Source organism: Serinicoccus profundi (genome assembly GCF_008001015.1).
Taxonomy (GTDB): Bacteria; Actinomycetota; Actinomycetes; order Actinomycetales; family Dermatophilaceae; genus Ornithinicoccus; species Ornithinicoccus profundi.
In genome coordinates, this window is sequence record NZ_CP042862.1 from 1,099,117 (window position 1) to 1,125,524 (window position 26,408).

The following is a 26,408-nucleotide window of genomic DNA, read 5'->3' on the forward strand; positions in this document are numbered from 1 at the left end:
TCTCCGCAGTGTCTGGCAAGCTGAGTAGATGCAGGAGGGAATCTACGAGCGTCTCGTGACCCGCCTCCTCGCAGAGCAACTCGACCAGGCTTCGGCTGCGGTCCGCCTGCACCCCATCGAGGAGGCAGAGCAGCCTGACGTTCTCGCCCGCCACCTTGCTGATGTCATTCGTGATGCTCTTCGTGGCGTTCGCGAGGACGCACGTGTTGATCTGGTCAACCGAGTAGTGAACCAACTGGCGAGCGAGCAGGCCGTCGAACTGCCTGTTCGCCACCTCGTGAGTGTGCGGCCGTCCGGTGAGATTCACGAACGTCCTCGCCCAGCGACACCCTTGAGCAATGCGGCCCTGCTCACCAACGTCAAGGGCGAGCCAAGCCTCGGCGCCGAGATCAGGGCAGAGCTGGGGTCCGCCGACCAGGTCGACCTGCTCTGTGCCTTCGTCAAGTGGCATGGCCTGCGGGTGATCGAGGACGACCTGCGGGACCTTCGAGACCGTGGCGCCCAGTTGCGCGTCATCACGACCACATACATGGGAGCCACCGAGCGCCGCGCCGTTGATCGGCTCGTCGAGGACTTTGGGGCAGACGTCAGGATCCACTTCGACGAGGCCAAGACGAGGCTGCACGCGAAGGCCTGGATGTTTCACCGCAAGACCGGCTACGACACGGCATACGTGGGCTCCTCCAACCTCTCGCGCAGTGCCCTCCTCGACGGACTGGAGTGGAACGTGCGGCTCTCGCGTGTGGCGACGCCTCACCTCATCGAGAAGTTCTCGGGCACGTTCGAGACCTACTGGAACGACCCCAGTTTCGTCCCGTATGACCCGACCAATGTTGCTGACCGCGACCGACTCGACGATGCGCTCGCTGCCGCTGGTGGCAAGGTGCGCCCTGACACTGAGTGGACCCTGTCTGGTCTCGATGTCCGGCCCTACGCCTACCAGCAGCACATTCTCGACGCCCTGGAGGCAGAGCGGGAGCTCCACGGACGGCACCGAAACCTCGTCGTCGCGGCGACGGGCACAGGTAAGACGATCATTGCTGCGTTGGACTACCGCCGGCTCTCCGACCCGGTGACCAAGCGCTACCCCACGTTGCTGTTCGTCGCGCATCGCAGGGAGATCTTGGAGCAGTCCCGACGCGCTTACCAGGAGGTATTGGCGGACGCGTCCTTCGGGGAACTCTACGTTGACGGCGCACGCCCCGAGCGCTGGCAGCACGTCTTCGCCAGCATTCAGTCGCTGAACTCCTACGGAGTCGCCCATCTCGACCCCAGTCACTTCGATGTCGTCGTCATCGATGAGTTCCATCACGCCGCAGCCAAGAGCTACCAAGACATCCTGAGGCACATCCAGCCACGGGAACTCTTGGCGCTCACCGCGACACCCGAGCGCACCGACGGCTTCGACGTGCGTGCCTACTTCGACGGGCGCACCGCCGTAGAGTTGCGCCTGTGGGAGGCTCTGCAGGCCGGCATTCTCTGCCCCTTCCACTACTTCATGGCATCCGATGGCACGGACCTCAGTGACGTCAGTTGGGCTCGCGGTCGCTACGACGAGGAGCAGCTGAGTCAGCTCTACACCGGTAACGAGGCGCGGGCCCGCATCATCCTGCGCGAGCTCAGCGACAAAGTTCTCGATGTGCACGGTATGCGGGCGCTCGGCTTTTGCGTCGGGGTGCAGCACGCCGCATACATGGCCAAGGTCTTCACCGAGGCAGGTATCCCGGCACAGTCCGTGAGTGGAGCCACGTCGCGAGGCGAACGGGATACGGCACTCAGCGATCTTCGGACCGGTCGTCTCAACATTCTCTTCGCTGCAGACCTCTTCAATGAGGGCCTTGACCTCCCCGACGTGGACACCCTCCTCTTCCTGCGCCCGACCGAGAGCGACACGGTCTTTCTCCAGCAGCTGGGGCGTGGCCTCCGGCAGCGACCGGACAAGCCTGTGCTCACGGTCCTGGACTTTGTCGGCAACCAGCGCAAAGAGTTCCGTTTAGACGCCAAGCTGGCCGCGCTCACTGGTCGCCCACGTCGGCGCCTGGCCCGTGATCTCGAAGACGGTTTCCCCTACCTCCCGAGTGGGTGCCAGATCGTCTTGGACCGGCGTGCCCAGGAGACCGTTCTGACCAGCCTGAAGGCTCAACTCAGTGCCCGGTGGGCCCACCTGGTCAACCAGCTTCGCGCCAGTGGCCCGGGCACCCCGCTGCGCACCTTCATCGACGAGTCTGGTTACTCACTGTCCGACATCCTGCGCCGGGGGCAGAAGTCGTGGACCGAGCTGCGCCGCGCCGCTGGGCACCTCGAGGGCGCGCCCAGTGAAACAGAGGTTTCGCTGGCGAAGCGAGTGCGAGCCCTGGCGCACGTGGACGACCCCGTGCGGCGGCAAGGGTATGAAGCCCTGCTCGTTGACCCTGATCGGACAGTTCTGACGCCGATGGAGGAGCGCCTCGCGCAGATGCTCTTCTTCACGTTGTGGCCGGACGGGGGAGGGCATCATTCCGTGCGCGCGGGACTCAGGGAGCTAGCGCGGACTCCCGATCTGGCCGAGGAGATGCGTGACGTCATCGAAGTGGCCTTCGACGAGGCGGAGCGACCCGTGATGCCCACCCCAGGCTCGTTGGGGGAGCTGCCGCTCCAGGTCCACGCTCGCTACCAGCGGGAGGAAGTGCTCGCGGCGCTGGGCTACGCCTCGCTGAACCGCAAGCCCAACTCGTTCCGCGAAGGTGTCCTCTACGTCCCCGAGCTCAACGTCGACGCGTTCTTCATCACCCTGCGCAAAACGGAGGAGCGGTTCTCACCGACCACGATGTATCGCGACTACCCCATCAGCCAGGAACTCTTCCACTGGGAGAGCCAGTCGACGACGACCGAACGGTCCAAGACCGGCCAGCGCTACATCGACGGCACGAGCACAGTCCTGCTCTTCGTCCGAGAGGAGCAGAGAGACGACTTCGGGACGAGTCCGTACCTCTACCTCGGCCCCGCGACCTACGTCTCTCATCGAGGTGAGAAACCCATTGCGGTGACGTGGAAGCTGGCCCGGCCGATGCCGGCTGACCTCTTCGCAGCCGCGACCGTCGCTGCGGGGTAGCAGCCTTCCGAGCGCCCGTCAGGTCACGCCCGCGACCAATGCCGATAGACCTCGGCACGCTCGCCCACGACCCCGGTGCCGTACATGTCGCCTACTTCGCGCGTCTGCGCATTGACGACGAGCGCAGCCAGGTCGGGTTCTCCTCGCCGCTCACACTCCACCTTGGTGAGGTCGAGCAGGCGCTCCATTCCGGTTGGCATGTGAGGCAAGGCGGCCTTGGCCTTGAGGTCGCCATACGTGATCGTGGTGCGATCTTGAGCGACGCTGATGAGCACCGGACGCATGGCGAGCAGGCTGTCCGCGTCGAGGTGTGAGACCTTGAGCGTCTTGCCTTTGATGGCTCTTCCCAGATGAGGGTGTAGGTCGGCCGGGCGCGTCGGTCCGCAGATAGACGTCGAGGTCTCCCGACGATGGAGGTTCCTACGCCATCCATCCGAAAGACCTCGACGTGACCGACGCTACCCCGCCGGCCGGCCTCGGCCGCCCTGACCTGACCGCCTTCGCGTCTCATCCCCATCGACCCTGATCGGGTCTGCTGACCCCCTCGACGAGAACGCAGCGACATCACAGCCACCCAACCCCGACCGGCCGGGAAGCCGGGGCACGTCACATGGCCTGTGCTGCGGGCGTGTCGAGTGGGTCGTCCAGGGGCGACGCAGGAGCGTCGACGCGACGTGCTGAGAGGTGGTTCCAACCGGGCGCTAGGACACCGGCTACAGGCATGACGATAGGTCAGGAACGGCGTCGCTCCCTGCGCAGGAGGGAGCGCAGAGTCTCGGCGTTCGCGTAGCCGACCCGTAGCGCGATCTCGGCGGAGGTGAGGTCCGTGGTTGCTGAGAGGTGCCGAGCTCGTTCGATGCGAAGCCGTTGGACGAAGCCGAGCGGAGTGAGGTTGAGCGCCGCACGGACTCGTCGTTCGAGGGTGCGCCGGCTGGTGCCGAGCGACTGCGCGACGAAGGCGACGTTGAACGGTTCGTCCAGGCGGGCGCGCACGAAGCGTTCGAACTCGACGACGATCGGGTCCTCGTGCCGGAGATGTTCGTAGGCGACGAAGGCCGCCTGCGACGGACGCTCGTCGATGATGAGGAGCTTGGCGACATGTTGGGCCAGGTCGGGGCTGATCGATCGCACGAGTGAGAGCGCGAGGTCGATGTGGGCGAACGCGGCGCCGGCGGTGACGAGGTTCCCGTCGACCACGACCATGGTGTCGAGATCGAGGGCGACGGTCGGATAGCGCTTCAGGAACTCCGGCCCCAGGAACCAGCTGGTCGTCGCCCGCCGATGATGCATCCGTCCGGTCTCGGCGACGGCGAACACGCCGGTGCACGCCGCGGCGATCCGGGTGGTCGCGTCGTCGAGGCGCCCGAGCGAGGCGATGACCGAACGAGCATCTCGGCTCTGGAGGGCGTCGTTGGTAGCGGCGGCCGTGAGGGTTCCAAGCGCAGGGACGACGACCACGTCGAACTCTGCGGACTCCGACAGCGGGTGGTCAACCGACAGGGTCATCGATGCCGTCGTGGTCACTCTCCGTCTCGGTCCGAGGATGGCGAGTTCGATCGGGTCGATCCGCGGGTCGACATCGCCGCGGGCTCCGTCGGCCACCCGCACGATGTCGATGACCGACGCGACAGCCGAACCGAAGCAGCCGTCGATCGCGATCAGTCCGATACGCATGGCGCGAACAATAGCAATACTGTCGTATACGCCACTTCTCACATGCCCTTGCTCGTCATACGCTGAACTCGCTTCACCAAGAAACCTCGACACCTAGGAGAACCCCTCATGTCCACACCCGCATCACTTCCGTATGCCTTCGTCGCCAAGATCGTCGCGGCCGATGGACAGCACGACGCGCTCGCCGATCTGCTCGCCGGCGCTGTCGCGCTCGCCAACGAAGAAGTAGGAACGATTGTCTGGTTCGCGGTCAGGACCCACGCCGACACCTTCTGGATCTTCGATGCATTCCCCGACGAGGCCGCTCGCGACGCCCACGCCAACGGCGCCATCGTCGCAGCCCTGATGGCCAACCAGCACCTCCTCGGCGCAGCACCCGAGATCCTGGCGGCCGACGTCCTCGCGTCCAAGCTCCCGTAGTCCGCCAACGCACGAGACGATCGCGCCCCGCCGAGCCGTCGGACCCGACCGCCTCGACACCCGCACCACGTTGACGATCCCCGATGGGCCGATCACGAGGGGGGCCAGGCAACACCAGGCGCAAGCCTGGAGCGGCACTGGTTCACCGGTGGTCATCGAGAGAGCCAGCGCGGTTCTATGGCAGCGCAACTGTGTCAACTTGCCCTCCGTCCCGCTAGGCGCCGTGGGCGGGTCTCGGTTGCGATCCGTTGCCGTGACGGGAGACGCGTTGCGCGTCGCAGCGATGACGGGTCGTTGGCGTTCCGGGGCGTTGCGTTCGTGCGCGTCGCCCGTGCGGCATGGAACATTTCGCTGCGCACACAACGATCGTTGCGCCGACGCACCGTTGACACCTCGCACGTACAGGTCGCGACACAACGCCACGCCGCGTTGCCGAGCGGAGCGAGGCCTATCGGCACACGGACAGGATGCCGGCCGCGAGCGCTCAGCCGGCGAGGGGTCCGTCGTAGAGGAGAGCGACGTCGGTGTCGGGCAGAGCCGTGAGGCCAGCGCATCGCGCGACCACCAAAACCGAACCGCCCCTGCCCTGCGTTTCCGCAGGTCAGGGGCTGTTCGCCAGAGCCGCCTGTCGGAATCGAACCGACGACCTAATCACGTCGGCTTTGCGTCTATCGCTTGATGCGCCCACTGGGCGAACGAGCCGCTGACCTGCGCAAACGCCGAGAGTGGGGGCGCCGCCATCCGGTGGTGACCGACGACGACCGACCAGTACCGACCGTTTCACCGGAGCTTGCGGCGGCGACGCCGAGCAAGCTCCATTCTTTTAGCTCACCGCGCCCTCCTCCTAGCCGGTCCCGTCGTCGTCGAAGACGTTTCAGGGGTCTTCCCAGATGACGGTGTAGGTTGGCCGGGCGCGTCGGTCCGCAGATAGACGTCGAGGTCTCCCGACGACGGAGGTTCCTACGCCATCCATCCGAAAGACCTCGACGTGACCGACGCTACCCCGCCGGCCGGCCTCGGCCGCCCTGACCTGACCGCCTTCGCTCGACTCGACGGCCTCGGTCTGAGCGTGACCGGACAACGACTTGAACCGGATCGTGCCCTCGCGTGCCGCATGGTGGAACCAGATCAGTGGTGCCGACGGTGCGGCAGCGAAGGCGCTGCTCGTGACACCGTGATCCGGCGGTTGGCCCACGAGCCGCTGGGCTGGCGACCGACCGTGCTGGAAGTTGTAGTGCGCTGCTACCGCTGTGCCGACTGCGGACACGTGTGGCGCCAAGACCCCAGCGCCGCGGCGGAGCCACGCGCGAAGCTCTCGCGCACCGGGCTGCGGTGGGCGCTGGAAGGGATCGTGGTCGCACACCTCACCGTCGCCCGTGTCGCCGAGGGACTCGGAGTCGCGTGGGACACCGCCAACAACGCGGTCCTGGCCGAAGGCCAGCGGCTGCTGATCAACGACCCCACGCGGTTCGAGGGCGTGAGGTCATTGGCGTCGATGAGCACGTCTGGCGCCACACCAGGCGTGGCGACAAGTACGTCACCGTGATCATCGACCTCACCCCGGTCCCGCGATGGCGCCGGCCCAGCAAGGCTGCTGGACATGGTCGAGGGCCGGTCGAAGGCGGCGTTCAAGACCTGGCTCGCCGACCGCGACGACGCCTTCCGTGACGCGGTCGAGGTGGTCGCGATGGACGGCTTCACCGGGTTCAAGACCGCCGCTGCAGAGGAGATCCCGGACGCGGTCACGGTGATGGATCCCTTCCACGTCGTGCGCTTGGCCGGTGACGCCCTCGACAGGTGCCGGCGCCGGGTCCAACTCGCGATCCACGGGCACCGTGGGTTCAGGGACGACCCGCTCTACAAGTCGCGGCGCACGCTGCACACCGGCGCGGACCTGCTCACCGACAAGCAGAGCGACAGGCTACGCGCGCTGTTCGTTGGAGACGCTCACGTCGAGGTCGAGGCGACCTGGGGTGTCTACCAGCGCATGATCGCCGCCTATCGCCACGAGGACCGGCAACGTGGCCGCGAGCTCATGGAGAAGCTGATCACCGACCTCAGCGCCGGCGTCCCCAAGGTGCTCACCGAGCTCACCACCCTGGGCCGGACCCTGAAGAAGCGAGCCGCTGACGTGCTCGCCTACTTCGAACGACCCGGCACCAGCAACGGGCCGACCGAGGCGCTCAACGGACGGCTCGAACACCTGCGCGGCTCCGCACTCGGGTTCCGCAATCTGACCAACTACATCGCCCGAAGCCTGCTCGAGACCGGCGGCTTCAGACCCCAACTTCTACACCCCCGATTGGGATGAGCCGCATATCTCACATAGGGCCGTGTTCGGCAAGTAAAGAATCCGCCCCATCCCTCAGCTGCCGGCAGAGTGTGTCGATAGTGGCGGAGCATCCCGTCGCAACTCAGGCGACCCCCGCGCTAGCTGCCTCGATCGCCTCAGGCGAGAGGACATGCTCGGCCGCCATGGTGGCCGCCCCGAGCACGCCTGCCTGCGCCCCTGCAGCGGAGGCCACGATCCGCAGATGCTCCGTCGCCAGGGGCAAGGACCGCTGGTAGACCACTTCCCGGATCCCCGCCAGGAGGTGCTCGCCGGCGTCGGCCAGGCGCCCGCCGATGACGACGGCGGAGGGGTTCATGAGATTGACCATGGTCGCGAGGACCTCACCGATGTCACGGCCGGCCCGGCGCACCTCCTGCACCGCGGCGCCGTTCCCGGCCCGCACGAGCTCGACCACCCCCGCTGTCGAGTCCACCTCAAGGCCACCCGCCGCGAGGGCAGCAGCAAGGGCCGGCCCCGCCGCGATCGCCTCCAGGCATCCCTCGTTGCCGCACCGGCACAGCACGCCGTCGCCGGCGCTCACCCGCACGTGCCCGAGGTCGCCCGCGGTGCCCTGGGCGCCCCGCTGCAGGCGTGACCCGGAGATGATCCCCGCGCCGATGCCGGTGGCGACCTTGACGAAGATGAGGTCCTCGACCTCGGGCAGGTAGGCGCCGCGCTCACCCAGCGCCATGATGTTGACGTCGTTGTCGACCAGCACCGGCACGGCATACGTCCGCTGCAGGTGACCGGGCACGTCATACCGGTCCCATCCCGGCATGATCGGCGGGTTGATCGGTCGCCCGCTCGAGTGCTCCACCGGCCCCGGCAGCCCGATCCCCACCGCCGCCAGGTCCCGGACCGGCCGCTTGGTCTCCTCGAGCAGCTCGGCGATGGCCGAGGTCACCCACCCCAGCACGACATCCGGGCCGTCCGCCACGTCCAGCGCGGCCCGCCGCTCGCCCAGCACCGCGCCGCTGAGGTCGGTCAGCGCCGCCACGGCGTGCGTCGCGCCGACGTCCACCCCCGCCACGACCCGCGCCGCCGGGTTCATCGCGATGAGCGACGGTGGCCGCCCTCCCGTCGACCGGGCGCCGCCGACCGGCGCCACCAGCCCCATCCGCAGGAGCACGTCGACGCGCGCCGCGATGGTCGACCGGGCCATCCCCGTCTCCTCGGCGAGCTGCGCCCGGGTCCGGGGTATGCCGTCCCGCAGCAGCTCGAAGACGTCACTGGTGCGCACCACGGAAGTGAACCACGGCCACTTCGACACGCTCAACCAGCAACTTTTGCCGAACTCTCGACAAAAGTGCCGACGGCGTGCCATAGTCACGACTGTGACGTCCAACGACGCCGTCGCACCGACGGCCAGCACCCCGACGCAGCCGGTCCTGCGTGCCACCGGGCTGACCAAACGCTTCTTCTCCCATGCCGTGCTCGAGGACGTGAGCCTCGAGCTCCACCCCGGCCAGGTCCACGGCCTCGTGGGTGAGAACGGCGCCGGCAAGTCCACCCTCATGAAGGTCCTCGCCGGAGTCCACCAGCCCGACGAGGGCACCGTCGAGATCGCGGGGGAGCAGCGCCGGTTCACCCACCCGGTCCAGGCGCAGCAGGTCGGCCTGTCGACGGTCTTCCAGGAGTTCAACCTCCTCCCGGACCGCACCGTGGCGGAGAACATCTACCTCGGCCGCGAGCCCCGCAAGGGCCCCCTCGTCGACACCGCAGCCATGCGCCGCGACACCGCGGCCCTCCTCGACGGCCTCGGCGTGACCAGCCTCGACCCCGACCGCACCGTCCGCTCCCTCTCGGTGGCCGAGCAGCAGATCGTCGAGATCGCCAAGGCGGTGAGCTACGACTCGCGCATCATCTCGATGGACGAGCCCACGGCCGCCCTCGCCGACCACGAGGTCGAGCTGCTCTACGCCATCATCGCCCGCCTCCTCGAGCGTGACGTCGCGATCCTCTACGTCTCCCACCGGCTCAAGGAGATCTTCGACCTCTGCCACGTCATCACCGTCCTCAAGGACGGGCGGCAGGTCACCACCCGCCCGGCTGCCGAGCTCGACGAGGGCGCCCTCGTGCGTCTCATGGTCGGCCGCGAGATGTCGGCCTTCTTCCCCGAGCCCGCCCCCGGCACCGAGGTGGGGGAGGAGCTCCTCACCCTGACCGGCGCCGGCAACGGGTATGTCGACGCGATCGACCTGCGCCTGCGCGCCGGGGAGATCGTCGGCCTCGCCGGGCTGCAGGGCTCGGGCCGCACCGAGCTGGTCGAGTCGATCTTCGGGGTCACCCCGCTGACCCGCGGCAGCCTCACGCTGCACGGGGAGAGCACGACGATCGGCTCGCCCCGCCAGGCCATCCGTCGGGGCCTCGCGCTCATCACCGAGGACCGGAAGGCCAAGGGCCTGGCTCTCCAGCAGTCCATCCTCGACAACGCCCTCGGCGTCGTCCGCTCGGTCTTCCCCGGCCGCACCTCTGAGGCCCGCGCGGGTATGCCGGGGGTCCTGTCCTCCATGGCCGTCTCGGCCCGGGCGATGGACCAGGAAGTGCAGTTCCTCTCCGGCGGCAACCAGCAGAAGGTCGTCCTGGCCCGCTGGCTGTCGACCAACCCGCGCGTCATGCTCATGGACGAGCCCACCCGCGGCATCGACGTCGGCGCCAAGCACGCGATCTACGAGCTGATGCGCGGCCTCGCCGCCGACGGCGTCGGCATCCTCATGGTCTCCAGCGAGCTGCCCGAGGTCATCGGCATGTCCGACCGCATCCTCGTCATGCGCGACGGTCGCCTCGCCGGTGAGCTCTCGCGCGGCTCCACCGAGGAGGACGTCCTGGCCCTGGCCACCGGCGCGGGCGAGGCCCGGCATACCGAGGACGTCGCATGAGCAGCCTCTCGCGTCTGCGCCCCCGCAGCCTCACCAGCACCGGGCATCGTCTACCTCGTCCTCGTGCTGGTCCTCGTGGTCGGCGCCGTCCTCACCGCCACCGCCGGCCGCAACTTCTTCAGCGCCGGCAACATCTCGGCGATCCTCACCGGCACGAGCATCCTCGGCTTCATCGCCATCGGCCAGACGCTCGTCATCCTCGCCGGCAGCCTGGACCTCTCGGTGCCCTACGTCGCCAGCCTCGCCAGCCTCCTCGGCGGCGTGACGATGGCCGGTCAGACCGGCAACATCCCGCTCGCCGTCGCGGTCGCCCTCGGCGTCGCCGCCCTCATCGGCCTGGTCAACGGGCTGGTCGTCGCCTACGCCGGCGTCCACGGGTTCATCGCGACCCTCGGGATGGGCCTCATCCTCGCCGGCTACCTCGGCACCACCTACCAGGGCTCGGCCGGCTCCGCTCCGCGCGACTTCCGCCTCATCGGCGCCCTCAACATCGGCCCCGTCCCGCTCTCCACGATCATCATGCTCGGCTGCGCGGGCCTGGTGATCCTGCTGCTGGGCCGCACCCGCATCGGCCACCACCTGTATGCCGTCGGCGGCAGCAAGGACGTCGCGCGCCTCTCCGGGGTCCGCACCCAGCCGCCGATCGTCCTCGCCCACGTCCTGTGCTCGGTGCTCGCCGGCATGGCCGGGCTGCTGCTCCTGGCGCGCCTGTCCGTCGGCAGCCCGAACCATCGGCACCCAGGGCGGCTACGACCTCATGTCCATCGCCGCCGTGGTCCTCGGCGGCACCGTCCTGGCCGGCGGCAAGGGCAACATCCTCGGCACCCTCGGGGGCGTCGCCATCTTCGCCGTCCTCGACAACGTCATGGGGGTGCTGGAGGTCAACGCCTTCCTCAAGGACGTCGTCCGCGGCCTGGTCATCGTCGTCGCGGTCGCCGTCTACGCCCGCCGCAACGCCGACCTGCGGCCCGCGCGCTTCACCGGCGGCTCCTCCACGCCCCGCCCGACACCCACGCCGAGACCGGGCCCACGGCATACCGACCAGGCGGCCACCGCCGGAGGTGCCTCATGACCGCTGACGCCGCGGCGACCCGCTCCGGCACCACCCTGCCGGTGCACGAGGGCGGGACGATGGGGCGCCTGCTGCGGGCACTGCGCACGCCGGGCGGCGCGGTCTTCGTGCTCGTCGCCGTGCTGCTCCTGGCCGTCATCGCCGCCAACCCCAGCTTCGGCGAGCCCGGCTCCCTCGTCCGCTTCATCGGTCGCACCGCTCCCATCGCCATCGCCGCCATGGGGCAGTACTTCGTCATCGTCTCCGGCGAGTTCGACCTCTCGATGGGCTCGGTCGTCGCGATGCAGGTGGTGCTGGCCGGCAACCTCATCGGGCAGGACGAGAGCCGCGTGCTGCCTGTGCTGCTGCTGATGTTCGTCCTCGGCGCCCTCGTCGGCCTCGTCAACGGCCTGGCCACGACGATCCTCAAGGTCCCCAGCTTCATCGTCACCCTCGGCACGATGCTCGCGCTCTCCGGCCTCGTGCTCTACCTCACCGGCGGCGCCGCGACCGGCAACCCGGTCGACTCCTTCCGCCAGATCGGCCGCGGCGGCATCCAGGGCGTCCCGCTCCTGGAGGTCATCCCCTACCCCGCGATCATCCTCCTCGTGCTGGCTGCCGCAGCATTCTGGCTGATGCGCCGCCCCTTCGGCCGCACCCTTGTCGCGGTCGGCGACAACCGGCAGGCGGTGCAGCTGTCCGGCTCCTCGACCTGGTGGCTCACCACCCGCGCGTTCATCCTGTCCTCGCTCGCCGCGACCGTCGCCGGCATCATCCTCGTCGGGTATGCCGGGGTCCACCCCTCCGTCGGGCGCGGCTACGAGTTCACCGCGATCACGGCGGTCGTCGTGGGCGGCGTCGTGCTCGGCGGCGGACGCGGCTGGGTGCTGTCCGCCGCAGCAGGTGCCTTCGCCCTCGAGCTGCTCTTCACCCTGCTCAACTTCGTCGGCGTCGCCTCCACCTGGAGGGACTCCGTCCAGGGCGTCATCATCATCGTCGCCGTCGCCATCGGGGCCCGTGCCTGGCAGGGAGGCCGACGACGCACCACCCCGACCGGTCGCACCCTCGACCACACGCAGGCCCCCGAGCGGGCGCATACCGAGTCCTCAGACCGACCCACCACCACGCCCGACCCGGGCACCACCTAAGGGAGAGATCCATGCGCAGGACAACACTCGGCCGCAGCGTCGTGGCCCTGAGCGCGCTCGCCATGCTGGCGGCCTGCTCCACCGACGAGTCCCTCGACGACCCGGCCGTGACCGAGTCCGCCGAGGAGGGTGGTGAGAGCGAGGACGGCGAGGAGGGCGGCGAGGAGGCCGGCTCCGAGGAGTGGTTCGACCAGGCCGACTACGACGAGCAGTTCGAGCAGCGCTCGGCCACCTTCGAGGGCGACGAGAGCACGCCGTGGCTGCAGTACATCGACGGCGAGATGACCGACACCGCGGAGTTCGCCTCCGAGGGCGCCAAGAAGGTCTGCTTCTCCAACGCCAGCATCGACAACCCGTGGCGCCAGACCGGCTGGATCACCATGAACCAGCAGCTCGAGGTGCTCCAGGACAGCGGCGTGATCTCCGAGATGGAGACCCGTGACGCCCAGGCGGACGACAACACGCAGATCTCCGACATCGACTACTTCATCGCCGAGGGCAACTGCGACGCCTTCGTCATCTCGCCCAACTCCACCGCGGCGCTGACCCCCGCGGTCGAGCGCGCCTGCGACACCGGGATGCCGGTCGTCGTCTTCGACCGCGGCGTCGAGACCGACTGCGCCACCACCTTCATCCACCCCATCGGCGGGTATGCCTGGGGCATCGACACCGCCGAGTTCCTCTCCGAGAACCTCGAGGAGGGTGACAAGGTCGTCGCGCTGCGGATCCTGCCCGGCGTCGACGTGCTGGAGCACCGGTGGGCCGCGGCCGAGCAGATCTTCGAGGAGAACGGCATCGAGGCGGTCGACTACTTCACCGGCGCCGACCCGACCGAGATCAAGAAGATCATCTCCGACGAGCTGGCCACCGGTGAGGTGCAGGGCGTCTGGATGGACGCCGGTGACGGCGCGGTCGCGGCCATCGAGGCCTTCGAGGACGCCGGCCAGGACTACCCGGTGATGACCGGTGAGGACGAGATGAGCTTCCTGCGCAAGTGGGAGGACACCGGGCTCACCGGACTGGCCCCGGTCTACTCCAACTTCCAGTGGCGCACCCCGCTGCTGGCGGTGGAGAAGATCTTCGCCGGCGAGGAGGTGCCCGCGGAGTGGGTGCTGCCGCAGACCCCGATCACCGAGGACGAGCGCGCCGACTTCCTCGCGGCCAACGACGGCATGCCCGACGGGCACTACGCCAAGTTCGGTGGCGAGGACCTGCCCGGCTACCCCGAGGTCTGGCAGGAGCGGATCATCCCGTGAGGATGATCGGCGTCAACACCTGGGTCTGGGCGTCGCCGCTGCGCGACGCCCAGACCCGGGTGGTGCTCGACCGCGTCGCACGGATGGGGTTCGACGCGGTCGAGCTGCCCCTCGAACAGCCTGGCGACCTGAGCGTCGCCGCGACCCGGGATGCGTTGCGGGACAGCGGGTTGACGCCGTGCGTCGTGGGGGCGATGGCCCCCGGGCGTGACCTCGTGGCGGCCGACGCCGCCACCGTCCGGTCCACCCAGGACTACCTCCGCGCCTGCGTCGACCTCGCCGCCGGGATCGGCGCTGCGGCCGTCTGCGGGCCGTTCTACGCCGCCACCGGTCGGGTATGGCGCATGTCGCCGACCGAGCGGTCCGACGCCTACGCGCAGTGGCGGGAGGGCCTCGTGCCGGTGCTCGAGCACGCCGCCTCGGCAGGCGTGAAGATCGGCATCGAGCCGCTCAACCGCTACGAGACGTCACTGGTCAACACTGTCGACCAGGCGCTCACCGGGCTCGGTGAGCTGCTCCTCGGGCCGCTCGGGGCCCACCTCGGGCTGGCGCTGGACACCTACCACCTGGGCATCGAGGAGCGCTCGTCGGCCGACGCGATCCGCCGTGTGGGCGACCACCTCGTCCACGTGCAGGTCTGCGGCAACGACCGAGGCGCTCCTGGCGGCGACCAGACCGACTGGGTCGGGGTGACGCGGGCTCTCGACGAGGTCGGCTACGCCGGCCCGCTCGTCATCGAGTCCTTCACCGCCGACAACGACACCATCGCCACCGCCGCCTCGATCTGGCGGCCGCTGGCACCGACCCAGGACGACCTGGCCGCCGACGGCCTGGCCTTCCTCCGCAGCCTCACCCAGGGGGAGCACGATGTCTGACCTCACCAGCGCCGAGGCGCCTGCCCCGGGCCTCGACCGGCAGTCGGTGAGCGCCTCGGTGGCCCACACGCTGGGGGTCGCGGTCATCGGCTACTCCTTCATGGGGCAGGCCCACTCCAACGCCTGGCGCAACGTCAACGCCGTCTACGACGGCCTGCCGACCGTGCGGATGCAGACCCTCGTCGGGCGTGACCCGGCCAAGGTCTCCGGTGCGGCCGCGCGCCTTGGGTGGGCCGACGCCGCGACCGACTGGCGGGACGTGCTCGAGCGCGACGACATCGACATCGTCGACGTCTGCACCCCTGGCCACCTGCACGCCGAGGTGGCGCTCGCCGCCCTGGCCGCCGGCAAGCACGTGCTCGTCGAGAAGCCGCTGGCCAACACGGTCGCCGACTGCGAGCGGCTCGTCGAGGCCGCGCGGGCGCCCGGGGCGGGGCGCTCGATGCTGGGGCACAACTACCGCCGGGTCCCCGCCCTCGCGCTCGCCCGCGACCTCATCGAGCAGGGTCGGATCGGGCAGGTGCGGCAGGTCCGGCTGGCCTACCTGCAGGACTGGCTCGCCGACGCCGAGGCCCCGATGAGCTGGCGGCTGCGCCAGGAGACCGCCGGCTCCGGGGTCCTCGGCGACCTCGGTTCGCACGCCGTCGACCAGCTGCACTTCCTGCTGGGTGAGCAGGTGACGAGGGCCAGCGGCCAGCTCCGGACGTTCGTGCCCGAGCGACCCACCGGGGACGGTGACCGACGCGAGCAGGTGACGGTCGACGACGCGGCCTGGGCCACGCTGCATACCTCGTCGGGAGCGGTGGCCAGCCTGGAGGTGAGCCGCATGGCCACCGGCCGCAAGAACGCGCTGCAGATCGAGGTCTACGGCTCGACCGGCTCGATCCGCTTCGACCTCGAGCGGCTCAACGAGCTGGTCGTGACCGGCGCCACCGGGGGAGCGGAGACGATCCTCGTCACCGAGCCCGACCATCCTTACCTCGCCGGCTGGTGGCCGCCCGGGCACGTGCTCGGCTGGGACAGCACCTTCACCACGCAGGCCGCCGACTTCCTGCGCGCGATCGACACCGGTGCCCCGATCCACCCCGACTTCGCCGACGGCCTCGCGGTCCAGCGGGTGCTGGAGGCGATCGAGACGAGCAGCGGGCGCGGCGGCATACCCGTCGAGATCCCCGCCTGACACGCTGACCTGACGACGAAGGAGACGCACATGGCACGCAGGTTTACCCTCTTCACCGGCCAGTGGGCCGACCTCACCCTGGAGGAGGTGGCCGAGCTGGCCGCCGGGTGGGGCTACGACGGGCTCGAGATCGCCGTCTCCGGCGAGCACCTCGACGCCCGGCGGTGGGACGACGAGGAGTATGTCGAGGGGCGGCTGGAGATCCTGCGTCGCCACGGGCTCGGCGTGTGGGCGATCTCCAACCACCTCAAGGGGCAGGCGGTCTGCGACGACCCGATCGACGAGCGGCACCGATCCATCGTCGGCGCGAAGGTCTGGGGCGACGGTCACCCCGAGGGGGTGCGGCAGCGGGCCGCGGAGGAGCTGAAACTCACCGCACGTCTGGCCCGGAAGATGGGCGTCGACACCGTGGTCGGCTTCACCGGGTCCTCGATTTGGCAGTACTTCGCGATGTTCCCGCCGGTGCCGGCCGAGCGGATCGAGGCGGGATACCAGGACTTCGCCGACCGGTGGGGCCCGATCCTCGACGTCTTCGACGAGTGCGGGGTCCGCTTCGCGCACGAGGTGCACCCCAGCGAGATCGCCTACGACTACTGGACCACGGTGCGCACGCTGGAGGTGATCGGCCACCGTGAGGCCTTCGGGCTCAACTGGGACCCGAGCCACATGATGTGGCAGGACATCGACCCGGTCGCCTTCATCACCGACTTCGCCGATCGGATCTACCACGTGGACTGCAAGGACACCCGGATGCGCGTCGGCGGCGGCCGCAACGGGCGGATGAGCAGTCACCTGCCGTGGGGCGACCAGCGGCGCGGGTGGGACTTCGTCTCCGCCGGCCGCGGCGACGTGCCGTGGGAGGACTGCTTCCGCGCGCTCGCGGGGGCCGGCTACGACGGTCCCATCTCGGTGGAGTGGGAAGACGCCGGCATGGACCGGCTGCACGGAGCGAAGGAGGCGCTGGACTATCTCAAGGCGCTGGACTTCCCGCCCTCGACCGCCTCCTTCGACGCCGCCTTCGACCAGGGCTGAGCCGCGACCGTCGCCCGCGCGCGGCAGGCCGGGCGCGACTCGGCGGTTTGACACGCTCGATGTCGACGCGCGCGGTGAGCAGCAGATCGTCGTCGGGCAGGTCCTGAGGCATGGCCTTCTCACGTCGGGTAGTGGTCCTGAAGCTACGGGGATGCCTGGCCGTGCCAAGTCCCCTGGGCTTGCAGGCGCGGTGAGCGCACAGGCATGCTGGAGCGACGGCGCAGCGAAGGAGGGGTCGCATGAGCGGTGGGGACGACGAGGTCGTCATGGTGAACAACAGTTACAAGTCTGCGCTGGAGCGCGCACGGTCTGCTGTCGTCGGCCCCGCCGGGGACCTCGAGGACGCTCTCGCAGCCGCCATCCGCGCGGTCGAGGCCGGTGCGTGGGAGGGGCCGATGGGCGAGGACTTCGCAGGGGAGCTGCGCGACCGTCGGCGGACGCTCAACGACGCAGGGCCGGAGGCGCTTGCGGATCTGGACACCGCCATCGCAGCTCAGCCTGACAGAGTCCCTGAGGACGCGTGGCAGGTGCACTGGCACCGGCTGTCGCCGCGCTAGGGGGTACTACGTGGCACTGGTCAGCATCGATCTGGAGGCGATGGAGTCGCTCATCGCGGACCTGACGGCGGCGAAGGACACGTTGCCTTCGGCGGCGTCGACTATCTCGGCCCAGCTCGACAACGTCTTCGTCACGACGCAGAGCGTGGAGCAGGTCCGACCTGCCGCAGCGGTATGGACGTGGTCGAGGACCGCCTTCGAGACCTGCACCGTCGGCTGGCACTCGCGCGGTTGGTGGCGGGCAGCAGCCCGGGTGTGCCGGCTGTCGGGGTCGTCGAGATCGACGAGGACTACGTCAGCGACCTGTCGGACGCCGAGCTCTCTGCGCTCGTGGGTGAGGTACAGGAAGCGATGGCGCTCGGTGACGGGGAGTACTCCACCGACATCGACCCGCGACTGGTCGAGATCCTGCAGGAGCACGCGCACGACCCCTACTTCGCCAAACTGCTGGCCGAGCGGGTCTCGCACAAGCAGCTCGACTACTACCTCCTCGCGGTCAACCAGTTCCGCAACCCTGCCAACCTCAGCGACGAGGAGGCGGTCCAGGAGTTCGACACGCGCTACGACAGTGTGCTGAACGGGCTGGGTATGGCTGTCGGCCTGGCCTCGCAGGGGACCGGCGACCTGCGGGTGGACGGTCTGACCGAGCGGTGGACGACCTATCTCGACCAGGCCGCGGAGTATCCCAACGGGGCAGTCCAGCGCCTGACCCTCGTCATGAGCCGCGGCACCTTCAGCACGGAGATGCTCATCGGCGCTCACGACGTCCTCAAGGAGCACGAGGGTGACGAGGGAGCGGGCGCGTGGGGCGTCGGTTTCGGTCTCGCGGTGCATGACCCCGACCTCTCGAAGAGCCCCGAGACCCAGCTGGTCCAGGACCCGATGGGGCCGCTGTTCCAGGCGATGGGTGGCAACCCCGAGGCTCTGCGGCGACTCTTCGCCGAGGGTGAGACCACCACGGTCGCGACCGATGACGGCGAGGTCGAGGTCAACGCCTACCTCTGGCACGTGCTGCGGCATCGGGGCACCGACGAGGTCGGCATCCAGCAGCTTGTGTTGGGCCTGCAGACGGGAGTGGCCTCTGCGCCGGTCGAGGGTGAGCCGGCATGGCAGCCGGAGGTCGCTGCCGACCTCGACGCCATCGTGGGCGCGATCGAGCGTGAGGTACGGATCGGCGAGGAGAACAAGCCGCCCTGGTACTCGGCTGCAGGCCACTTCCTGTTCGACCTGATCGGCATGGTGCCCGGGCTGGGGGAGCCTGCCAACGGGCTCAACGCCACCTGGTACCTGGCGGAGGGCAACACGACTGACGCGGCGATCTCCGGCGCCGGCATGCTGCCCTTCGCCGGCTGGTTCTCCGTGGGTGGCAAGTGGGTGCGGCGTGCCTCACCGCCGAGGAGATGGCCTCCCTCCAGCGGGCTGTGGACAACGGCCTCGACGTGCAGCGGATGCTGCCCGGCGGTCAGGTCCTGCGCAATCTCGACGACATGCGTGACCCCGCGAACTTCACGCAGGACGCCTTCCTCTCGCCCTGGCAGCAGAAGCTCTTCGCCAACCGTCCCTGGATACGCAACTGGATCTCGGGTCGCAAGTTCGACTCCTACATGGCGCCGAACTATCCGCATAACCAGGTGAGGGTCGATTACTCTGGTGGGCGAGGCGGCTACGCCGTCCTGGACAGCTATATGCCGGGCGAGCAGATCGTCTCGCGCAAGTTGACCCAACTAAACGATGTGGACCTGTCAACGGCGCGGTCGTACATTCGCGAACTGGCACAGAAGTACCCTGAGGAGGCCATGATCCGGAACTCACCCGGCAATGTCGCTAGCGGCCTGGCGGGCCAACCGCTACGTGGTGATTTTGTTCTCCAGGTGCCGCCACAGCGAGGAGGAAGTATCCCGGCGGACCTGATCGAGTATGCCAAGGTCCGAGAAATTCGCATAGTCGACATCAACGGCTTTGCTTACACTGCCTAGTGCACCACGGTGGAGGGAATGGGTCGTTCATGTACTTTCGTTTTGGGCGTCGATGGAACGTTCGAATGATGCAGCCAGTGGAGGAGATCACTGAGCAGACAGCAAGGGAGCGGTTCGATCACGAGCACGTTTCCGTGACGCGTCTACAGGATGAGACCAGCGTGCCTGACTATACCGTTGTCACGGCTCCCGCGGGAAGGCATGTTCGGGTATACCTCTACAACGCTGATGGATCGACGACAGAGCAGTTCGATTGGGCCGAAGTTGAAGGTGAGACCCAACTGTTTCTCACGGGCTACGGGACCTGGGTTTATCCGGAGGGTCGGGTTGGGCCCCAAGGATTTTCCGAAAGTGTGGGCAACAAAGGATGGGTTTTCCGGCAGGACGGTACTGCGGATTGCCGGGAAGCGATAAAGGGGCTGTCAGAGGTGAAAATCACGCGGTACAGTGATCTCGACATGTCGGGTCACTGGCGCGAGCGCCCCGTCTGGGGCGACTGGGACCGCTTCGGCGAGCACCCTGAGCCGGACATCCCGTCGGGACCGGCCGAGCCGGCCTGAGGTCGACCGACTCGTCGACCGCGCCGAGTTCATCAACCTCTGAGGCGATTTCTACCGGCTGAAGGATCGAAACCTCGGCCGAGTCCCACCGCCACCACCGAGGACTAACGACCGCCGCCAGTGCCGGCCCGGCGGCGATCGCGTTCAAGACAGCCCTCGTTGCCGCATCGGCACAACACGCCCTCGCCACTGCTGACCCGCTCGTGCCAAGGTTGCCGGCGGCGCCCTGTTCCCCCGCTGCAGCCACGACCCCGAGATGTTCACCGCACCGTTGCCGGTGGCGGACCTTGACGAGAACGAGGTCGTCCACGTCGGGCAGGTAGGCGCCCCGATCACCGAGGGCGGTGATGTCGACGCCGTCGTCGACGATGACGAGGTCCGGCTTATTGGTGAGCGTCGGTCACCCAGGGCAGACCCAGTCCGAGGAGCGTGCCATCCGACGTGAGCAGGCTCAGGTGCTCCACGTGTGCCTGGGCCAGGAGCATCCGATCGAACGGGTCGTGGGGGGCCAGCTCGGCAAACTCGGTCAGGGCACCGGCATGCCGGGATGTCAAGGGGATCTCGCCGAGACCGCTGGCGGTGAGCGCCGTCGGCAAGTCACCGGGGAGCGAGAGCTTGCCGAGCATCGTCTTGACGGTGATCTCGAGGACCGAGACCGCCGAGTACTTCACGACGCCTGCCCCGGTAATGCTCTTCCGTGCTTTCCGTCCCAGGCGTGCGTCACCTGTCAAGGTCCAGAGCAAGGCGTTGGTGTCGAGAAGGAGGCCGCTCACTCGTCCGCACCGGCGAACAAGGCGTCAATCTGCTGATCAGGCGCGTCCAGCGCATCCGTGTCTACCTCAGCGTCGGCCCAGCCTGGGACGCCGATGACGACCGGCGGAGAGGAGTGGACGACGAGGTCAACGACGGGCCGACCGGAACGCGCGATGGTCACCTTTTCACCGGCGAGCGTGGCCTCGATGAGGCGGGACAGCTGCGACTTCGCCTCATGCACGTTGACCTGGATCATGCAGTCAAGGATATATCTGCTTGGCTAAGTCTGGCTAGGTTGATGATGATGGTGGTCCGTCGCTCGTCCTCCGGCCAGAGCCCAGGTGGTCGGGTTGCGCGAAGTCACTCCTCGCTGACGACGCCCGTGAAGGCGCTCACCCATGGCCCGGTCCCGCCCGTCCACTCCCGCCGCGCGCGCTGCAGCACGAGCATGGCCTCGTCCCACCCGATGAGCGGTTTGATCAGGGTGTAGGCGCGCTCGGTCGTGACAGGGGAACGGGCCCAGTCCGGGGGCCACGGGTCGACCTCGATCTGCACCGGGCGGAGCCGACCGAGGAAACCGATTCGAGGCAGGTGCCTCACCCGCAGGTGGATCATCGTCACGCGGCCACGCTAGCGCCGCACCCGCAGTCACCGGTGACGCAGGGAATGCCATGGCCCGACCACCCTGTTGGCACGACGTCAGCGCAAGCCAATCCAGGAGGCACCCTGTGAGCACGACCACGCCCGCCCTCGCCGCAGCATCGGCCGACGCCGGCTTCGAGCGCGTCCAGATCGACCGGCGCGACCTGCGCCCCGACGACGTGCGCATCGACATCCGCTGGGCCGGCATCTGCCACAGCGACATCCACATGAAGCGTGGTGAGTGGGGCGAGGCGCTCTACCCGTTGACCCCCGGCCACGAGATCCTCGGCGCCGTCCTCGAGGTCGGCTCCGACGTCAGCGACCACCAGGTCGGCGATGTCGTCGGTGTCGGCTGCCTGGTCGACTCGTGTGGCGAGTGCGCCGCCTGCCAGGACGGCGAGGAGCAGTACTGCGCCAAGGGCGCCGTCCAGACCTACGGCGCGGAGGACTACCACGGCGAGATCACCAAGGGTGGCTACAGCGGTGAGGTCGTCGTCCGCGACGACTTCGTCGTCAGGATCCCCGAGACGTATGCCGAGTCCGACCACGCGGGTGTGACGCCGCTGCTGTGCGCCGGCATCACGACATACCACCCGCTCAAGGAGGCCGGTGTCGGGCCGGGCACCCGCGTCGGCGTCATCGGGCTCGGCGGCCTCGGGCACGTGGGCGTCAAGATCGCCAGCGCCATGGGCGCCGACGTCACCGTCTTCAGCCGCACCGACGCCAAGAAGGAGGACGGCCTCGCCTTCGGCGCGAAGGACTACCGCGCGACCGAGGACGGCAGCGTCTTCGAGGAGTTGGCCTCCTCATTCGACCTCATCCTCAACACCGTCGGCTCCGGCATCCCGCTCGACTCCTATCTCGGGCTGCTCGACCGCGGCGGCGTGCTCGCCAACGTCGGTGCGCCCGAGGACTCCCTCCAGGTCAGCGCCTTCTCGCTCATCGGCAACCGGCGGGCCATCCGCGGCAGCATGATCGGCGGCCTGCCGCAGACCCAGGAGATGCTCGACTTCTGCGGCGAGCACGGCATCACCGCCACGGTCGAGGTCATCGACGCCGGTCAGGTCGACGACTACTACGACAAGGTCGTCGACGGCCAGGTGCGCTACCGCGCCGTCATCGACACCGAGACGCTCGCGGGCTGAGCCCGGCGGAGTCTTCCTGACCATCCCTGGCACTGACCGACGTCGGGGTAGCCAGACCCCCATCGGCGTACTTCCCGATGAGGCTTGTGCTATCCCGACGTCGGTCCCGCGCAGGTGGCGAGGGATCGAGTGAGCAGCCGCCTCAGAAGCTCGAGGAGCTCCCGGCCCCGCTGAAGCTCCCGCCGGAGTAGCCGGACGACCCCGCGCTCCCGCTGCTCGCCGAGATCTGCTGCGTGCCCTCGGACACCCCGCTGCTCATCGCCGCGACCGGGAAGAAGGCCCACGCCGGGTAGGCGGTCCCGATGATCGAAGGACCGGGGCGGGCCTCGTCGCGTTGCCGGGCCAGCGTGGTGCGCAGCGTCTCGCGCTGGGTCTCGTCCTTGCCCACCGCCTGCACCACGCTCTCGGAGAGCTCGTCGAGATGCTCGCTGAGTCCGTCGCGGGTGTCCCGCAGGGCGTCCAGCGCGTCGTCCGGCGACACCTCACCGCGCTCGAGACCGTGCTGGACCTTGTCCAACCGGGTCAGTGCAGCTGTCGCGAAACCCCTCAGCGTCTCTCCCTCGGGGAGGTCGCGCGCCTCCTCCGGCAGCTCGTCCTCCAGCAGCGGCGTGACCCGCTTCAAGTCTTCCCGGACGGGGTCGACCTGCCGCGCCCAGGCCTCTCGCCAGTCGGCGTCCTGGGTGAGGAAGATCGCGGTGTCCGCGATGGCGTCGTCGAGGTGGTCGAGCTCGACCGCCTTCTCCTGGTATGCCGTCAGCTCGGACGCGACCGGCTTGCGGTTGAAGGTCGACGGCGCCAGCTGGGCGGCCCGTTGCTCCAACTCGGTCAGCTCGCGGACGCCACGCCGGTAGTCGTCGAAGCGACGCAGCACCTCGAAGCCGTAGCGCGAGTCATCGGGGATCCTCTTGGCGTGACGCTCGGTGTCGGCGGCGTCGCGCTTGACGTCCGCGACGCGCCGGTCGGCGTCCTCCTTCATCCGTCGGCTCCCGGCGGACCGCGCGACGCCGACGCCGACCCAGGTCGCGCCGGCGATGAGGGCGACGGCCGAGCCGAAGATGCCGACGACGAGGCCGCCAGCGCTGCGCATGAACGGTGCGTTGATGCGGTCTGCTCCGTCGGTGAGTCCGGCCACGGCGCCGTCGGTCCAGCGACCGGCGCGGAAGTCGTCCTTCGTGGCCTCCTGGATGTCCAGCTGCTCCTCGTCGCCGACGGCGCGGTCGTCGCCGAAGTAGGTGCCCACCAGGCGGGCCTCGGGGTCGACCGCCAGCACGAACAGCCCGTCGGCCCAACGCTGCCCGTCCTCGCTCAGCCACTCCGGGCGGCTCCCGCGTGCGTGGTCGAGCACCGCGCGGTTGAGCGACTGGTCATCGGCGTCGCTGCCACCGCGATAGGTGAAGACGGCAAGCTCGGTGGGGTCGTGGAACTCCAGCTCCTCGACCGCCGCGTCCAGCCGGTCGACCTCCATGATCTGTGCCGTGTCGTCCACGGTCAGGCCGGTGGCTGCGTCATCTGGTGCCTGGGCGAGGAACAGCCCCAGGCTGGTCCCGGCGACTGCGAGCACACCGACCGTGGCCAGACCGGCCCGACCGGCGTTCGGCAGTCCGCGGTGCCGGGCGGGCTCGGTGGGGTTCGTGATCGTCATGGCCTCACTTTGCCCCGTCGGCGTGCGCTACACATCGGCCATCCGGCGGACACCCCTCCGCCGCAGGGGCGATCTCCCCGAGATGAGCCCTGCTGCCGACAACCGACCACGGGATAGCTGGACCTCCATCGGCGAACTTCCCGATGGAGGTCCTGCTGTCCCGACGTTGGTCTCAGGGAGGGGTCGAGGAGGAGGGGTCGAGGAGGAGGAGTTCAGCGGCCGGAGTCCGCGGAACTGCCGGGGCGCCAGCCGAAGGCGAGGGCGATGCCGGTGGCGGCATAGAGCCAGTTGTCCAGCGCCAGTGCGAGAGCCACGCCGCAGGCCAGCCCGAGGACGAGCAGCTGCGAGCCGCGGGTGTCGGTCGAGGTGCTCGTGGTCGTCTTCGTGGTGTTCATGGCTCCACCCTGTGCGACCACGGCCGCGTCCGTCGTCGCACCGCGGGCTCGACCTGCGTCATACCCGGGTATGCGCTGCCTCCCGCGACCGGCAGGCGGTGGACCGCGGGGTGTCCGACCTGCTCAGAACCGCGAGGAGCTGCCCGCGCCGCTGAAGCTGCCGCCACTGCTGCTGCTGTAGCCCGACGTGGACCCGCCGCTGGAGCCTGCTCGGCTCTGCTGGAGCGCGCTCGCGCCCGCGGTCAGGCCGCTGCGGAAGGAGTCGACGGGGTACCAGCTCCACCCCGGGTCGGTCGTCGTGAGGATGGTGACCTCGGGCAGCCGCCGCGAGCGCTCCTCCCGCATGGCCTTCTTCATCGCCACCCGCTCGGCCTCGTTCTTGCCGATCTCGTCCACGACCGCCGAGGCGAGCGCGTCCAACCGCCCGCTGAGCCCGTCCCGGGTGCGCTTCAACTCGTCCAGGGCGTCGTCCGGTGAGATCTGCTTTTGCTCGAGCTGGGTGCGCAGTTGGTCGAGCAGGGCCAGCCCGGCGGTGGCGTACTCCCGCACGCTCTGCGCCTCCACCAGCCCCCGGCCCGCGGCCGGCACGTCGTCGCGCAGCATCGCGTCGACGCCCTCCAGGTCCGCCCGGACCGGGGCCTCCTGCCGGTCCCACGCCTCGCGCCAGAGCCGCTCCCCCCCGAGGAAGGCTGCCGTGTCGGCGATGACGTCGTCGAGGGTGTCCAGCTTCAGGGCCTGGTCGCGGTATGCCGTCAACCGCTCCTTGGAGGCCCGGCGGTTGTAGTCCGACTCCGGGATCGAGCGGACCTCGTTGCCGAGCTCGGTGAGGGCCCGCAGGCCCGCGGTGTACTCGTCGAAGCGGCGCAGGACCAGACCGCCGTAACGGGAGTCCTCGGGGATGAGCCGGGCGTGCAGCTCGGTGACGTCGGCGTCGCCGACGACGCTGGCCATGCGACGGTCGCCCTCGGCCCGCAGCGCGCGGCTGGCCCTCGCCCGTGACACGCCGGTGCCGACCCAGGCCCCGCCGCCGACGGCGGCGACCAGGCCCGCCACGATCGCCAGGATCGCGCCGGGCACCGTGCGCAGGAAGGGCGCGTTCATGCGGTCAGCGGCCTCCTGCACCCCGATCACGGCGCCCTCGGTCCACTGGCCGGCGCGCAGCGCGTCCTTGGTGGCGTCCTGGATGTCGAGCTGGCGGTCCTCGGAGACCTCGCGGTTCTCACCGAAGTAGGTGCCGACCAAGCGGCCCTCCGGGTCGACCGCGTAGATGTAGAGGTCGTCGGCCCACTTCTGCTCGTCGTCGGAGAGCCACTCCGGCCGCTCCGCCCGGGCGTGCGCGAGGACGGCGTCGTTGAGCGCGTAGTCGTCGTAGCGCGCCTCCTCCCCGCCCTCGTGGGTGAAGACCGCGACGTCGGTCGGCTCGTGGAAGCGCACGCCCTCCAGCGCCTCCTCCAGGGTGGGGACGTGCACGATGCCGGCCTGGTCGTCGACGACCAGACTGCTCGCCTCGTGCTCGGGGGCCTGGAGCAGGAAGCCACCCAGGCCCACGCCGACCACCCCCACCAGCGCGGCGCCGCTCACCAGCGCCCGGCGACCGTTCGACATGCCTGAACCTCCCCGCCACCGGCCGGACGCCGACGGCTCGTCACACCCTACTGACTCAGCCAGGGGCGTCAGGGTTCCGTCGCGCCGCGCGAGCACGCTGCGCTACGAGGCGACCGCCACGCGGTCGGGGTGACCTGCGCGGTGTCGGTGGCGGGTCGTAGGTTGGTGACCGGCATACACCCGACGACAGGAACC

General features: G+C 69.1%; 24 protein-coding genes and 2 pseudogenes. 16 read left to right on the forward strand and 10 right to left on the reverse strand.

The features are described 5' to 3' along the window. Positions 1-28 precede the first annotated feature (28 nt). Positions 29-3,091, forward strand: coding sequence for a DEAD/DEAH box helicase (locus tag FA582_RS05085; protein WP_010148393.1), 3,063 nt, complete (start codon positions 29-31; stop codon positions 3,089-3,091). Positions 3,092-3,114: 23 nt separating this feature from the next. Here the strand turns inward: FA582_RS05085 and FA582_RS05090 are convergent, their stop codons facing one another. Further along, entirely contained in the window at positions 3,115-3,375 is a 261-nt protein-coding gene (locus tag FA582_RS05090) for a hypothetical protein (RefSeq protein ID WP_147899751.1), read from the reverse strand. Positions 3,376-3,823: 448 nt separating this feature from the next. Then, on the reverse strand, positions 3,824-4,765 hold the full coding sequence (locus FA582_RS05095) for a GlxA family transcriptional regulator (RefSeq protein ID WP_147899752.1): 942 nt from the start codon (positions 4,763-4,765) through the stop codon (positions 3,824-3,826). 108 nt (positions 4,766-4,873) lie between these two features. Here FA582_RS05095 and FA582_RS05100 point away from each other — a divergent pair, with 108 nt between their 5' ends. Next, entirely contained in the window at positions 4,874-5,185 is a 312-nt protein-coding gene (locus FA582_RS05100) for a putative quinol monooxygenase (RefSeq protein WP_003941073.1), read from the forward strand. A gap of 988 nt (positions 5,186-6,173) precedes the next feature. Then, positions 6,174-7,496 (forward strand): annotated as a pseudogene (locus FA582_RS05105) (ISL3 family transposase). A gap of 103 nt (positions 7,497-7,599) precedes the next feature. Here the strand turns inward: FA582_RS05105 and FA582_RS05110 are convergent. Further along, positions 7,600-8,793 carry an ROK family protein gene (locus FA582_RS05110; protein WP_029540340.1) on the reverse strand — a complete coding sequence of 398 codons (1,194 nt, stop codon included), beginning with the start codon at positions 8,791-8,793 and terminating at the stop codon, positions 7,600-7,602. Between the two features lie 58 nt (positions 8,794-8,851). On the opposite strand from FA582_RS05110, the gene FA582_RS05115 reads away from it, so the two are divergent. The 9 genes and pseudogenes from FA582_RS05115 to FA582_RS05150 all read left to right on the forward strand — a co-directional run bounded on the left by FA582_RS05115 (position 8,852) and on the right by FA582_RS05150 (position 17,495). Next, entirely contained in the window at positions 8,852-10,396 is a 1,545-nt protein-coding gene (locus FA582_RS05115) for a sugar ABC transporter ATP-binding protein (RefSeq protein ID WP_010146340.1), read from the forward strand. Positions 10,397-10,471: 75 nt separating this feature from the next. Next, positions 10,472-11,065 (forward strand): annotated as a pseudogene (locus tag FA582_RS17025) (ABC transporter permease); the annotation flags it as partial. 88 nt (positions 11,066-11,153) lie between these two features. Next, entirely contained in the window at positions 11,154-11,468 is a 315-nt protein-coding gene (locus FA582_RS17030; protein WP_238705484.1) for a hypothetical protein, read from the forward strand. Beyond that, positions 11,465-12,595, forward strand: a complete 1,131-nt coding sequence (locus FA582_RS05125) for an ABC transporter permease (RefSeq protein WP_147899753.1) — start codon at positions 11,465-11,467, stop codon at positions 12,593-12,595. Before FA582_RS17030 ends, FA582_RS05125 begins: the two co-directional genes overlap by 4 nt. An 11-nt stretch (positions 12,596-12,606) precedes the next feature. Beyond that, complete coding sequence (locus FA582_RS05130) at positions 12,607-13,851, forward strand: substrate-binding domain-containing protein (protein WP_029540341.1); 1,245 nt, start codon at positions 12,607-12,609, stop codon at positions 13,849-13,851. Positions 13,852-13,853: 2 nt separating this feature from the next. Beyond that, entirely contained in the window at positions 13,854-14,726 is an 873-nt protein-coding gene (locus FA582_RS05135) for a sugar phosphate isomerase/epimerase family protein (protein WP_010146344.1), read from the forward strand. Next, a complete protein-coding gene (locus FA582_RS05140) occupies positions 14,719-15,906 on the forward strand; it encodes a Gfo/Idh/MocA family protein (RefSeq protein ID WP_010146345.1) in 1,188 nt (395 codons plus the stop codon). The genes FA582_RS05135 and FA582_RS05140 overlap by 8 nt, the downstream gene beginning before the upstream one ends. A gap of 30 nt (positions 15,907-15,936) precedes the next feature. Further along, complete coding sequence (locus FA582_RS05145; RefSeq protein WP_010146346.1) at positions 15,937-16,938, forward strand: sugar phosphate isomerase/epimerase family protein; 1,002 nt, start codon at positions 15,937-15,939, stop codon at positions 16,936-16,938. A 239-nt stretch (positions 16,939-17,177) separates the two neighbouring features. Continuing rightward, on the forward strand, positions 17,178-17,495 hold the full coding sequence (locus tag FA582_RS05150) for a hypothetical protein (RefSeq protein WP_010146347.1): 318 nt from the start codon (positions 17,178-17,180) through the stop codon (positions 17,493-17,495). A gap of 6 nt (positions 17,496-17,501) precedes the next feature. Here the strand turns inward: FA582_RS05150 and FA582_RS17385 are convergent, their stop codons facing one another. Continuing rightward, entirely contained in the window at positions 17,502-17,630 is a 129-nt protein-coding gene (locus FA582_RS17385) for a hypothetical protein (RefSeq protein ID WP_272941895.1), read from the reverse strand. A 39-nt stretch (positions 17,631-17,669) separates the two neighbouring features. Here FA582_RS17385 and FA582_RS05155 point away from each other — a divergent pair, with 39 nt between their 5' ends. The 3 genes from FA582_RS05155 (at position 17,670) to FA582_RS05165 (ending at position 20,031) form a co-directional block, all read left to right on the forward strand. Next, entirely contained in the window at positions 17,670-19,130 is a 1,461-nt protein-coding gene (locus tag FA582_RS05155; RefSeq protein ID WP_010146348.1) for a hypothetical protein, read from the forward strand. Beyond that, complete coding sequence (locus tag FA582_RS05160) at positions 19,100-19,471, forward strand: hypothetical protein (protein ID WP_141567465.1); 372 nt, start codon at positions 19,100-19,102, stop codon at positions 19,469-19,471. Before FA582_RS05155 ends, FA582_RS05160 begins: the two co-directional genes overlap by 31 nt. Positions 19,472-19,548: 77 nt before the next feature. Beyond that, positions 19,549-20,031 (forward strand): hypothetical protein, encoded by a 483-nt coding sequence (locus FA582_RS05165; protein ID WP_141567466.1) that lies wholly within the window; start codon positions 19,549-19,551, stop codon positions 20,029-20,031. 383 nt (positions 20,032-20,414) lie between these two features. On the opposite strand, the gene FA582_RS05170 is transcribed toward FA582_RS05165, so the two are convergent. The 3 genes from FA582_RS05170 to FA582_RS05180 form a co-directional block, all read right to left on the reverse strand. Continuing rightward, positions 20,415-20,804, reverse strand: a complete 390-nt coding sequence (locus FA582_RS05170; RefSeq protein ID WP_029540343.1) for a type II toxin-antitoxin system VapC family toxin — start codon at positions 20,802-20,804, stop codon at positions 20,415-20,417. Beyond that, the gene (locus FA582_RS05175) at positions 20,801-21,040 is read right to left on the reverse strand and encodes a type II toxin-antitoxin system Phd/YefM family antitoxin (RefSeq protein WP_010146353.1); all 240 of its coding nucleotides are present in this window, start codon (positions 21,038-21,040) and stop codon (positions 20,801-20,803) included. The genes FA582_RS05170 and FA582_RS05175 overlap by 4 nt, the downstream gene beginning before the upstream one ends. A 104-nt stretch (positions 21,041-21,144) precedes the next feature. Beyond that, positions 21,145-21,405: a hypothetical protein gene (locus FA582_RS05180; protein ID WP_141567467.1), complete on the reverse strand. Its 261-nt coding sequence runs from the start codon at positions 21,403-21,405 to the stop codon at positions 21,145-21,147. A 107-nt stretch (positions 21,406-21,512) separates the two neighbouring features. Here FA582_RS05180 and FA582_RS05185 point away from each other — a divergent pair, with 107 nt between their 5' ends. Continuing rightward, complete coding sequence (locus tag FA582_RS05185) at positions 21,513-22,571, forward strand: NAD(P)-dependent alcohol dehydrogenase (RefSeq protein ID WP_010146355.1); 1,059 nt, start codon at positions 21,513-21,515, stop codon at positions 22,569-22,571. 142 nt (positions 22,572-22,713) lie between these two features. On the opposite strand, the gene FA582_RS05190 is transcribed toward FA582_RS05185, so the two are convergent. The 3 genes from FA582_RS05190 to FA582_RS05200 form a co-directional block, all read right to left on the reverse strand. Then, positions 22,714-24,213 (reverse strand): DUF5129 domain-containing protein, encoded by a 1,500-nt coding sequence (locus tag FA582_RS05190; RefSeq protein ID WP_010146356.1) that lies wholly within the window; start codon positions 24,211-24,213, stop codon positions 22,714-22,716. Positions 24,214-24,425: 212 nt separating this feature from the next. Next, positions 24,426-24,608 carry a hypothetical protein gene (locus tag FA582_RS05195; RefSeq protein ID WP_010146357.1) on the reverse strand — a complete coding sequence of 61 codons (183 nt, stop codon included), beginning with the start codon at positions 24,606-24,608 and terminating at the stop codon, positions 24,426-24,428. Positions 24,609-24,731: 123 nt separating this feature from the next. Continuing rightward, a complete protein-coding gene (locus tag FA582_RS05200) occupies positions 24,732-26,213 on the reverse strand; it encodes a DUF5129 domain-containing protein (RefSeq protein WP_010146358.1) in 1,482 nt (493 codons plus the stop codon). Positions 26,214-26,408: the final 195 nt, after the last annotated feature.